A 12,137-nucleotide genomic window follows, 5' to 3' on the forward strand; every position below is an offset into this window, starting at 1 on the left:
AATCTCTGTATGACAGATCAAGGAAGAAGGGGCAGCAGATCGGCCGCCTTCTGCTCCAGATCCGGTCTACGCTCTATCTCCAAGGCTTTCAGTGTTTCATCGATTCGGTTCCAACGTCTGTAATCGTCAGACATTGGTGCAATCCCGTCATCATTCCCGACCAGCCGTAACAACATGTTATAACGGGTCCCCTCCGCTGTTTGCCGCGCCAGCGAGTCCAGGCTGTCTTGACGGACCGGCATATAGCCTGTCGCATCCAGCAAAGTGTCCTGTATATACGGGGAAGTGATGTGGTTAACAAGCTCCTGCGCCAGTTCTCTGTTGCCTCCCCCGGCAAGCACGGCGAAAGCGCTAAAGCCCGGCGAGACCCCTTGGTCCACTGCTCCCGGCAGAGGAACTACGCCATAATTGAACTTGCCTGCAATATACTTATCCATCCACTGCATATGTTGCGAGCTTGATACCAGAAGCAGAATCTGTCCGTCCATGAATTCACTCAGAGCCAGTCGGTGCTCCAGAGGAAACATCACACCGGAATCAAACACCAGCCTGTTCCATGCCCCGAGAAGTTCAAGCAGCCGCTCTCCCCTCTCCTCTTCTGCCGGATGGCCCCACATATTCAAAAAAACAAAGGCCAAATTCTCATCCACCGCCATTACCTGCTTCCACTTGATGGACGCATTGCGATGGTTCAGACCTCTCACCCAGCCTGAAATCTCTTCATTTAATTGCTCAAGATCCGCAAATTCCAGTTCTCTCTGAAAACTTGCGTTCCGAAGCTTGTCTTGATTATAGTAAAGTACCGGAATCGATGCACCGGCAGGCATCGCCCACAGCTTACCTTGAAACGTGAACGCATTGCGGGCTGAAGCCGTTAGGTCCGTTGTCTCACCTGGCAGTTTGATGGGCTCCAACGCCCCGTCTTCTGCCCATTCCGCCAGACCGTAGGCATTGTTCAATTCCGCAATTTGCGGAGCACGTCCTGCAGAGATGGCAGCTGACAATTCCGAATGCAGCGCCTCATACGATTGGAAGGTGCGCACATTCATCTCCACTTCATGATAACGAGCCTGCAAGGACTTAAGTATCGGTTCCCATTCACTGCTGTAAATCCAGCATTCCATTCGCTCGATTTCCTTGATTCTCTGCTCCGGCGGATGCCCGAGCCGCCGGAAATAAGTCGAGTAAACGACCAGACTTCCGGCAATAATCAGTACAAAGACAATCCAGATCAGCCCATTCTTGCTCCAAATCCGATTTTTCCGCTCCAGCATGCACCCCTCCTTTTTTTACATTATAAAAGGAAGCAATATTGAAGGAGAACTACCAAATCGAGCATCGCAAGCATAAGTTACAAGGACAACCCCTTGCTGCCCGACAACTTGTTCGCAATCAGCAGCGATATAAGCGTAGTCACCGTAAGAATAGAGGCAAGTGCGGCGCCGGTGCCGTAATTGGAGGTAAAAACCTCACTGTAGATCGTGACGGATATGGTCGCCGTTGCTCCATAATACAGAACAAGCGTGGAGCTTAATTCATTAATCGTTGTAATCCAGCTGAGGATGGCTCCGGATATAACGCCTGGCGCCATCAGCCGGCCCGTCGTTTTGAAGAAAGTTTTCATCGGCGGCACGCCAAGGCTGATCGAAGCCTCTTCCACGCTTCGGTCCAGCTGGTGAAGAACCGCCGTACTCGACCTGATCGTGTACGGGATTTTTCGTATCACGTAGGCAATGACAAGGATAATCCATGTTCCGGTCAGCACTATCGGCGGCTTGTTAAAGGCAATGATCAGACTTATACCAAGCACGGTGCCCGGCATGATATAGGGAATCATAATGATGCCGTCGATAAAAGCCGTGAATTTGGACCTTCGCCGCACGAGAATATAAGCGATGAGCATGCCCGCAATAACCATGACGATGATGGACAACACAGAGTAAGAGTACGTATTCATGATCGCTTTGGGCACTCGGAAGAACACTTCTTTATAGCTGTCTAGACTGAATCCGCTATGGAACACCGGTCCCTTTTTCGCAAGGAAGGAGGTCACAAGCACGGTCAGCTGGGGCATAATGGATATACAGGCTGGAATAAATGCCAGCACGGTCAACAGAACCTTCGGCATCCGCTTCAGCTTCTTCACCGTCGGCGTTCGCATGCCGGTCATGGAATAATTTTTGCGGGATACAAAATACCGCTGACCAAACAAAACGGCCGTTGAGAAAAAGATCATGACCACACTCAGCGTGCTGGCCATTGCGGGATTGCCGCCCATCTCACTGATAAATTGCTCGTAGGCCAGAATCGGCAGCACTTTATAGCCCTGCCCAAGCAGCATTGGCGTGCCGAAATCGGCAAATGAAGCCATAAATACCATCAGTGCCCCTGCCGACAGCGTAGGAAATATGAGCGGCAGCGTCACGGTTCGCAAACGATTCCATGCTGTCATTCCCAGACTCTCGGATGCTTCTTCCAACGAAGTATCGATCGTCTTGAGTGCACCGGATACATACAGGAAAATATGAGGGTAGAATTGCAGGGCAAATACGATGACAATCCCGTGCCAGCCGTAGATGGAAGAAATATCAATCCCCAACTCCCGGATGAACCTCGTAACAAAGCCGTTATTGCCCATCAATAAAATCCATGAATACGCTCCGATAAATGGCGGAGATAGCAGAGACATAATAACCATCATCTGCATCAAGCCTTTGCATTTGATGTCGTATCTTGTTGCGATGTAGGCTAGCGGGGTGCCGATCAGAATCGCCAGCACGGTTGCCAACGCGGATACAAGAAAGCTGTTCAGCAGAGCCTGATGGTAATACTTGAGCTGAAAGAAATCCAGGTAGTTCTGCAGGGTTATGCTCCCGTCCTTGCCGATAAAGCTGTTTAACAGCAGGGACACCAGCGGGTAAATAATGAACACCAGCATGAAGATATACACACATACGGTTACAAACGTCCAGAAATCCCATCTTCTGAGCAGCAGACGCTGGCCAACGGTCGGAGACCCGACGGGCTTAAGCTTCGCCTGCACGATAGATCACCTCCAGGCCAACGCTGTCATACATAACGGACCGTTGAAGCTGAAAATCCAGAAACAACCGTTGCTTCTCCTGAAACAGAATTAGGGTTTTGCCCGGATAATCATGTACATCGATAAAGGTCCCGTCCTCAAGCTTCATTAAGTAACTCACCTTATCGCCCAAGAAGCTGACAGCTTGAACGATTCCTTCAAAGGCAAAAGTGGGACTTGGTTCCGCGCTGATCTGCACCCGCTCGGGACGAATTGAAAAAATCACTTTGCCTGAATAAGATTGTTTGATTGGCAGCTGCGTCTCTTTGCCGAGCAATCGTATTGTTCCGATCCCGTCGTCACCGCCCGATTCAGACGTGCAGGTTCCTTCCAGAAAGTTGGAAGTACCGATAAAATTGGCCACGAACTGATTCCGGGGGTATTGATAGATGTCCCTCGGGGAAGCGATCTGCTGGATGACTCCCTCGCTCAGTACTGCGATCCGGTCCGAAACGGCGAGCGCCTCTTCCTGGTCATGCGTCACATAAATAGTGGTGATATTAAGCTCCTTTTGCAATTGACGGATATCGGTCCGCATTTTCACCCGGAGCTTGGCATCCAAATTGGACAGCGGCTCGTCCATTAGCAGCAGTGCGGGACGGATGACAATTGCTCTTGCCAGAGCAATCCGCTGCTGCTGTCCCCCGCTCATGTTACCGGGTATCCTGTCTCGGAGATCGGCCAGCTCCACCATCTCCAGCGCTTCCATCACCCGGCTCTCGATGTCCCGTTTCGAAATTTTCCGGGCGCGAAGCCCGTAGGCCACATTATCAAACACACTCAAATGGGGGAAGATCGCGTAATTCTGAAACACCATCCCGATATTGCGCTCATGGGTAGGCACGTCATTAATGACTCGGCTGCCAAAGTAGATATCCCCTTCCTCTTGTTTATAGAAGCCGGCAATCGTTCGGAGAAGAGTGGTTTTCCCACAGCCGCTCGGTCCCAGCAGGGTAAAAAACTCCCCTTCGTTTATTGAAAAATGCGCATCATTAACCGCCTTGTTCTCTCCAAAGTATTTTGTAACATGATCGAATACCACTTGACTCATGAATGCCTCCATATCCGAGAGGACGACTGCCCACGGATCAGCCAGCCATCCCCCCACCTTTGTGCTCTATTCTTTGCCCATCATAATATCGTTGAATCTACTGATAACGGCTTCTTTGTTATCTGAAGCCCAGCTAAAGTCGTAATCAACCAGTTCGATGTCCGCAGTCTGAGGCAAGCCTTCCACCGGTTCTACATCATCTCGAACCGAGCGGCGCTTAAATTCCTTTTGCACCAGTTCCTGCACATCCTTGCTGACAATAAAATCAATAAACTGCTTCGCTTCATCTGGATTTTTGGTTCCTTTGATGATTGCAGCCCCATCAGGTACAGCCGAAGTGCCTTCGCTCGGATAAATAATGCCGATCTGCGAGCCGCCTTCCATGTACCGCAGCGCAGCATCTTCCAGTGTGATGCCGAGAGCAAACTCACCGTCAGGTACGGCGCGTTGGACCAGACTGGAACCCGACAAAATTTTGCCGTCCATATTGGCCACAAGTTTCTTGACATACTCCCACCCCTGCTCGTCGTCCTTACCAAAAGCCGTCAGCATGGTCACCAATTGCGTATAGGAGGAGCCCGACTTGCCTGGATCGGCAAATGCAATCTGCCCCTTCCACTTGGGATCCAGCAGATCCTCCCAAGATGCAGGCAGCTCATCCTCGGATACCAGCTCTTTGTTGTAAGTGATTACCATCGGGAGAGCGTTAAACGGTGTCCAATAGTTGGACGGATCCAGATAGCCCGGGAAAATATCCCCCTTCTCGTTTGTTTGATACGGCTCGAAATATTCGCTAAATGATGCCAAGGAATCGGCTCCTCCTGCCCAAAAAATATCCCCGAGCGGATTGCTTGCCTCAGCCTGCACACGCTTCAGCAATTCCCCTGTACCGCCGGAGATCAGATCGACGGATATACCTGTCCGATCCTGAAACTCTTTGATAATCGGGTTGTTGATTTCGGCTGCATTCGGCGAATAAATGGTCAGCTTTCCCGTACCCGCGCTGGAATTCGAATTGGAATTCGAGGAATCGGACTCCCCCTTGCCTTCGGTCGCAGGAGCACCACAAGCTGTAATAACACCTAACAAAATGATCACACTAGCGATTGCGGTAAGCCATCTTTTCACCATTTTTTTGTATCCCCCTTATTTTTGTGTTATTTTCCCTTCCACGAATTTACTATACCTGTCAGGCTTCCACCTCTCAACGAGACAAAATTGCATAAATGTTTAATTTTTTGCTTAATTGCGTGAATGTAAGCGTTTAAAAAAGAAGGCCTTTAGCTTTCAAAGGCCTTCTTCATCCAATTTTCTTACACAAATATTACATTCCATGTGATTCCAGCATTCTTTTACGATATTCCGTCGGCGTTTCTCCAGTATATTTACGAAAAATTTGACTGAAATAACGGGAATCCTGATACCCCACGGCAAGCGAAACCTCATAAATCCTCACATTCTCGTCCCCCAGCAATCTCTTTGCCTGCTCCATTCTTAACCGGGTTAAATATTCTATAAAGCTTACACCAAGCCGTTTGCGGAACAGACGGCTGAAATGCGCCTCGCTCAAGTGAAACCGGGCAGCCAGCTGTTGCAGGCTGATATCTTCGTTAAAATTATGCTGGACATACGCCTCTACTTGCCGGAACCCTTCGGCAAAATGCACGGCAGCATTATCCAGATGTTCGATGTCACCGTATACGGACACCCCGCTCTGTTTACTTGCTGCTCTATGCCTGACAACCTCTAACGCTTCCTGATATGCTCGGTCCAGCTGCTCAAGCCCCCCATATGAGAGACTTACCCCGACATAGACCAGCGCTTTGCCAAATCCGGTGACGGTTTCCTTCAACATGCCCACTGCCCCTTCTTCATCGGGAATAATGCACGCTCTATGCAGTTCATCTATCATAATCAAGGGACCGTAAATGCGGGCATACAACCGTTCCTTTATATGCAGCCACCGCTCATGCCGCCGCTCCTCGCCTTCTTCCTCCATCTGTACCACGGCAACCCGTATCTTCTGTAAGCAGGCAGTCTCCTCCAGCCATTCCTTCAGCATCTCCAAGGAGGCCGTATCCGTGATTCCGAGCATGCTGTCATGAATCAGCTTCTGAACAACGAGTGATTCCCTGTCCCTTTTCCAACTCTGCAGCTGCTCCATCACGCTGGCATGCTGCCTCGTCCGGACAAGCTCCTTACATACCTTGTCAATTGCCTTTACCAACGTATCGGGATCTGTCGGCTTTAACACAAAATCGGAGGCTTTGAGTTTGATCGCCTGCTGGGCATAAACAAAGTCATCAAATCCGGTAAGAAAAATCACCTTCAGCTCTGGACAGAACTCCTGGGCGGACCATGCCAACTCAAGACCGTCCATGCCGGGCATTCGAATGTCAGAGATGAGAATATCCGGTTGAAACGCCTGAATTTGCTGCACAGCCTGTTCTCCGTCCGCCGCTTCACCGACCAGAACACAATTCAGTGCCTCCCAATTGATCGTCTGCTTCAATCCTTCGCGGATCATCCATTCATCATCGGCAATCAGAATTTTAAACATCGCTTACCGCCTCCCGTATAATCGGTATACTTAGACTGACCTTCGTCCCTTGACCCGGCAAGCTATCAATATGCAGAACGTAGGCATGTCCAAAATGCAGTTCCAGCCTCCGCAAGAGATTATGAAGTCCGATTCCGGTCGTGCTGGTCTCCTCACCGGAAACGTACTCTCCCCGCAGGATGCGCTGCAGTTTATCCGGAGCTATCCCGAGTCCGTTATCCTCCACCACGAACTGCACCCGCTCTCCCGCCAATCGGCCGGAGATAAGCAGACTACCCTGACCGGCTTTCATCTCGAGTCCATGGTTGATCGCATTCTCCACCAGCGGCTGAATTAGCAATTTGGGGATGCATAAATCCAGAATGCCTTCATCGATCTCCACCGAAATCGTAATTTTATCCCGATAACGAATTTCTTGGATTGTCAGATAATTGCGAATTTGCTGCATATCCTCACGAATGGGGATAACGGTATTTCCTCGCCGGATGCTGAAGCGCAGCAGGCTGCCCAGCGAAACCGCGATGCTGCTGATCACCTCGATCCTGTGAATCCGCGCCATCCAATTAATGGAATCCAGCGCATTGTACAAAAAATGGGGGGTGAACTGGGCATGAATCGCTTTGATCTCCGCCTCCTGCACCTTTAGCTGCTTCTCGTACACCTGGTTAATCAATTCCTTGATCCTCTGAAGCATCCGGTTAAAGCTTCCGCCCAGATGACCAACCTCATCCCGGTACTTCGAATCGAAGGTGACCTCAAGGTCTCCCTTCTCAACCTGCCTCATTAGTCGACGCAGCTTGTGGAGCGGTCGGGTAATGTAATCGGACAGCAAGAAGGCCGTGCAGTAAGAGATCAACACTCCGAATATGACAATGAATATCGTGAAATTGCGAATGCTGGCGCTCTCACCGGTTAAAGCGCTTACAGGAACCACATTGATCAATTTAAAACCATGGGTATCGGATGTATCATAAATGACCATATGTTCAATATCCTGTTCCATTATTCGGAAGAATCCCTTTCTTTCTTGCAGAATGGTAGAAAGGTAAGGTTTCTCGAGGCGCGTGCCGACCTCCAGTTTGGAGAGATGGCTGGAAATGATATATCCTTTGTCATCCAAAAGATACACTTCTCCCCCGTCATACCGGTAAGCCCTTTCATATTTATCCGCGAGGGCAGGCTCCATAATGTCCACGATGAAATACCCCAGCGGTTTGCCGGTATCAATCTGCTTAAGCAATCGGCCAGAGCTGAGGACCGTCCCGTAATCCTCGAATTTTTTCAAGGAATAATGGCTATCCCAGACCACATCGCCACCTGCCAGCCTTGCTTTACGAAAAAGCCCCCAATCCGCGTTATAACGTAGATAGGAGCTTGGTATAAATTTTCCCGTAAAGTAACGGTCTCCGTTCTCTCCGAGCACATACAGCTGGATATCCCATGATTTAAAACCGAGGAAGCTGTTCAAAATGGCAGCGACCGTCTGCTGGTCGCGGTCTTTCTCTTCCACGCTTCGAGCAGCCGGCTTGGACAGAATCTCCTGAATGTCTTTGTTGCTGTACAGATACATGGACAGCTGTTCAATATCTTCGACGAAGTAATTAAGGCTGTAGTTGATTTGAGATAGGTTTTCCAGAATGATTTCATTGGCTTTGGTCTGGATTTCACTAGAGGCTTTACGAATGGAGAAAATACCTAACACTGCGAGAGGGATGACCGCAATCAGAAGAAACAGCAGCATCAGCTTAGTCTTTAGTTCCATGGCATGCAAACGATCCATCCAATAGTTCATGACTGGCTCACCCATTTTCACTCGAATTTCAGATTAATATAGCATAAAATGTCGGATGCACCAATCCTCTGGCACCTATATACTGATTTCTCTCAGAGATGATCCCTGATTCTGCAGCTTTACCGTTTACGAATGACATGCCCGTTAAATCGGATAAGCTCTATGCCTTCAGCCAATAAAAATACACCCCTAAGAATTTCATCGGTTAAACCCAAGGTTTAATCCAATCTCCATTCCAAGGGGTGTACTTCAACCCTCATACGGATGTCGTCTAGCGAGGCAAAACTTTAGATCAATGCTTTGTACTCCAGCGGAGATACCCGGCCATAAGAAGCTTTTGCCCCTTGGATCGGTGCCGCCCAGGCAACGGCATTGGTAATTACCTGCTGAATTTCAGGTTGGTGGTAGGTCGGGAATGCTTCATGACCCGGTCTAAAATAGAACAGCTTGCCGCGTCCGCGCTTGTAACAGCAGCCACTGCGGAATACCTCGCCACCTTCGAACCAAGAGACAAACACCAGGTCATCCGGTGCCGGAATCTCAAAGCGCTCACCGTACATTTCTTCCTGCGGAACCTCGATATATTCTCCAAGTCCGCTAACGATCGGATGGCTGGGATCGATGACCCATAACCGCTCCTTCTCACCGTCATCGCGCCATTTCAGTGCGCCTGTATTCGTGCCGAGAAGGCGCTGGAAGATCTTCGAACCGTGACCGGAATGCAGCACGATGATCCCCATGCCGTCCAGTACGCGCTGGCGCACTTTTTCCACGATATCATCCCGCACTTCGCCGTGAGCCACATGCCCCCACCAGATCAGAACATCCGTTGAAGCGAGCACCTCATCCGTCAAGCCGTGTTCCGGATCATCCAGTACGGCGGTGCGTACAACGAACTGTGCATCCTTTCCCAGAAAATCAGCAATCGTACGGTGGATGCCTTCAGGGTAAATCTTAGCGATCTGTTCATTATGTCTCTCGTGCCGGTATTCATTCCATACCGTTACATTGATATTAGCCAAGGGTAGTGGCCTCCTTTAATATTGAAATAAAGCGACCTCTTATACATTCATCCCAAGTATAGGCTGTGTTACAATGAACGGGAATGTGTGAAAGTTACTCTTTTTGTACAAAAACGACTTCGCGTTTTTTTGGGAGAGAGGGTGGAATTCGTGCTATCGATGAACGCTGACTATGTGCCAAGGATCAAACTGATGGGGTTTGTCTCCTACAAGAACCCCTGGATTCATTTCAAGCGGAACACACACGAGTATATTCTGTATTTCGTGAAGAGCGGCGAGCTTCATATGCGGGAGAACGGCGTTTCGCATGTGCTCAAGAAAGGCGACTTGCTGGTCCTTGAACCGCATCTGGACCACGAGGGAACACAGAAATATCCCTGTGACTACTACTATATTCATTTTGAACACCCCGATATTCATCAAGCCCCCGAGCGGCCCTTGTCCTTGCTAGCCAAGCAATGGATCATGGGGGAGGACCAAACGGCAGGCAAAGATGACAGCAGGCAGCTATATTTCCCCAAGACCTGCACGCTAACCCAGAAAAAAAGCCTTCATCACATGTACCATGCCCTCGGCGAAATGCTGCAGCTGTACAGACGGAAGCACTTTAACCGCAGTTTGACCGCGCTCAAATTCATGGAAATGCTGATCGAGCTGTCCCGTGAGAGCCTGTTCGATGAGCTGGAGAAGAACAGCCCGCACACCAAGTCCTATATGAAGGTGCATGCGCTGCTCGACTACATCCATGAACATTACGCTGAGAAAATCATTAGCTCGGAGATCGAGCAGCGATTCGAATGCAACTATGATTACATCAATCGAGTGTTCGTCAAGCTTACCGGCCATACGATCATGCGCTATGTGAATCAGGTTCGAATCAATCATGCCAAGGAGTTAATCGAGGCCACCCACCTCAGCTTTGGGGAGATTGGTTATCTGACCGGCCTGGAGGATCCGTTCTATTTCAGCAAGGTGTTCAAAAAATATGTCGGTATGTCCCCCAATCAATACTATAAGCAGGTCCGCGAGAAGGAATAAGGTGAAGTGTACTCGCGGCTAAGCTCACGGTATAATAAAAGTCGCCCTATTGTGGATAGATCCACTGCAAGCGTAACGGCTACCCTCCGGTTTTGGGGATAACCGGTCTCTTCCCACCAGTTAATGGGGAGTTATGCTTGCACTTCTCCACATTTGTTCACAAACGCTGGATAACTACCATGAAATATATGATCGAAATTCGATTTGTGCAGAACGAACGGGGATAATGTTTATAACTCTGTGTATAACGAAGCCATTCATAATGTTATACACAGTCCTTCCGGTGTGAAGTAAGCGTCCTTAGTTTGAATTATCCACATGCGTTGATTTGGATTTTTTTGCACTTGAATCCTAGGGTCAATGGCATATCAAAAAAGCGAAGACAAGGAAGCCTCCTCCCTGTCTTCGCTTATTGTAAGGTGCCGCCCAGACGCGATAAATACGCTGCTATAAAACTACGGCTTTATATAAAACTTCGGACGTTTCCCTTCTGTAATCCCTCTTTATTTGCGCCCGTAATCGGCCTTAATCTCTCCCCAGCTCTTCGTTTGCCATTTCAGCACCTTGTTCTCATATGTATTGGTTCGAAGCCAGTGCTCGGCCCGGTCCACCAGATCCCAGATCTCTTGGGTTGACGCGTCGCGCGGAAGCGTGGTGGCCACCTTCTTCTGCTTCAGCCATTTGAGTGCATTCATGGAATCACTGTACACCGTTTTGGTGCTGCCCATTTTCTTCAGGTAAGCCAGCGCGTGGACGATGGCCAGAAACTCGCCGAGATTGTTCGTTCCCTTCGAAATCGGTCCGCACGAGAACAGAATATCTCCCGTCTGCGTATCCACGCCTTTATACTCGACAGGTCCAGGGTTTCCTCGCGTCCCCACATCTACGGAGATGCTGTCATAATCGATCTCGCCCGGTTCTTCAGCGGCTGATGCGCTGCTGCGCTTGTAGCTCTTGGAGCCTGAGCTGCCGGGCTTGCTTCCGGACTGCTGCCCCCAGTAATTTTTATAACCTGCCGCATAAGCCTGTTCCGCTTCGCTTCGGGATTCGAACGCCTTGAACTTCGCACCTGTAAACTGATTGACCTGCTGTTGGCATTCGCCCCAGCTTGTATAAATTCCGGGCACTTTACCTACCCAGACTACATAATATTTTTGCTTCGCCATCATAAACCTCCATTCCGAACTAACCTCTCTAGCGTACTATATCACATCCTCCGAAACCAACAAAAAAAGCGCCATCGTCTCCGATCCGCTTTCTGTGCTTAATCTTATTCAATTGTTCCTGTTTCGTCGGCTTCACTCTCACATGCTGTGACAGCGAACTGTAATCTTCGTTGGTCTTTCTCATCGAGACGGCTGACCATGTTCCGGCACGTTCCGCTTTGCGGAGCGATTTTTGCGTTTTGGTACGGGCCATGAGGCTCACACTCCTTGTATTATGGGATTTCCTATATTGTACGGCAAAATGAGTGGGAATGGAACAACAGCCGGTCAGGTTCCGGCCAATCCGCATGAACGAACTATCGCCTGCAGTATATTCATAAAACCTATGATATAATACGGAATCATTGGAGAATAGATCCCAAACAG

General features: G+C 49.4%; 10 protein-coding genes. 1 reads left to right on the forward strand and 9 read right to left on the reverse strand.

Features of this window, described 5'->3' with window-relative positions:
- Window positions 1-17 precede the first annotated feature (17 nt).
- The 7 genes from MHH48_RS31070 to MHH48_RS31100 all read right to left on the reverse strand — a co-directional run bounded on the left by MHH48_RS31070 (window position 18) and on the right by MHH48_RS31100 (window position 9,507).
- On the reverse strand, window positions 18-1,274 hold the full coding sequence (locus MHH48_RS31070) for an extracellular solute-binding protein (RefSeq protein WP_076325322.1): 1,257 nt from the start codon (window positions 1,272-1,274) through the stop codon (window positions 18-20).
- A 77-nt stretch (window positions 1,275-1,351) separates the two neighbouring features.
- Window positions 1,352-3,043: an iron ABC transporter permease gene (locus MHH48_RS31075; RefSeq protein WP_256720764.1), complete on the reverse strand. Its 1,692-nt coding sequence runs from the start codon at window positions 3,041-3,043 to the stop codon at window positions 1,352-1,354.
- Window positions 3,027-4,133 carry an ABC transporter ATP-binding protein gene (locus tag MHH48_RS31080; RefSeq protein ID WP_076325321.1) on the reverse strand — a complete coding sequence of 369 codons (1,107 nt, stop codon included), beginning with the start codon at window positions 4,131-4,133 and terminating at the stop codon, window positions 3,027-3,029. The genes MHH48_RS31075 and MHH48_RS31080 overlap by 17 nt, the downstream gene beginning before the upstream one ends.
- Window positions 4,134-4,199: 66 nt before the next feature.
- Window positions 4,200-5,264, reverse strand: coding sequence for an ABC transporter substrate-binding protein (locus tag MHH48_RS31085; protein WP_076325320.1), 1,065 nt, complete (start codon window positions 5,262-5,264; stop codon window positions 4,200-4,202).
- A gap of 193 nt (window positions 5,265-5,457) precedes the next feature.
- Complete coding sequence (locus tag MHH48_RS31090; RefSeq protein WP_076325319.1) at window positions 5,458-6,693, reverse strand: response regulator; 1,236 nt, start codon at window positions 6,691-6,693, stop codon at window positions 5,458-5,460.
- Entirely contained in the window at window positions 6,686-8,485 is a 1,800-nt protein-coding gene (locus MHH48_RS31095) for a sensor histidine kinase (RefSeq protein WP_076325318.1), read from the reverse strand. The genes MHH48_RS31090 and MHH48_RS31095 overlap by 8 nt, the downstream gene beginning before the upstream one ends.
- Before the next feature lie 287 nt (window positions 8,486-8,772).
- Window positions 8,773-9,507 (reverse strand): ThuA domain-containing protein, encoded by a 735-nt coding sequence (locus tag MHH48_RS31100; protein ID WP_076325317.1) that lies wholly within the window; start codon window positions 9,505-9,507, stop codon window positions 8,773-8,775.
- 159 nt (window positions 9,508-9,666) lie between these two features.
- Between MHH48_RS31100 and MHH48_RS31105 the strand changes: the two genes are divergently transcribed.
- Window positions 9,667-10,545 (forward strand): AraC family transcriptional regulator, encoded by an 879-nt coding sequence (locus tag MHH48_RS31105; RefSeq protein ID WP_083659802.1) that lies wholly within the window; start codon window positions 9,667-9,669, stop codon window positions 10,543-10,545.
- Between the two features lie 503 nt (window positions 10,546-11,048).
- On the opposite strand, the gene MHH48_RS31110 is transcribed toward MHH48_RS31105, so the two are convergent.
- Both MHH48_RS31110 and MHH48_RS31115 read right to left on the reverse strand, forming a co-directional pair.
- The gene (locus MHH48_RS31110; RefSeq protein ID WP_076325316.1) at window positions 11,049-11,711 is read right to left on the reverse strand and encodes a ribonuclease H family protein; all 663 of its coding nucleotides are present in this window, start codon (window positions 11,709-11,711) and stop codon (window positions 11,049-11,051) included.
- Between the two features lie 28 nt (window positions 11,712-11,739).
- On the reverse strand, window positions 11,740-11,964 hold the full coding sequence (locus MHH48_RS31115; protein WP_076325315.1) for a hypothetical protein: 225 nt from the start codon (window positions 11,962-11,964) through the stop codon (window positions 11,740-11,742).
- Window positions 11,965-12,137: the final 173 nt, after the last annotated feature.

This window comes from Paenibacillus sp. FSL F4-0100 (assembly GCF_037993005.1).
Lineage (GTDB): Bacteria > Bacillota > Bacilli > Paenibacillales > Paenibacillaceae > Paenibacillus_AQ.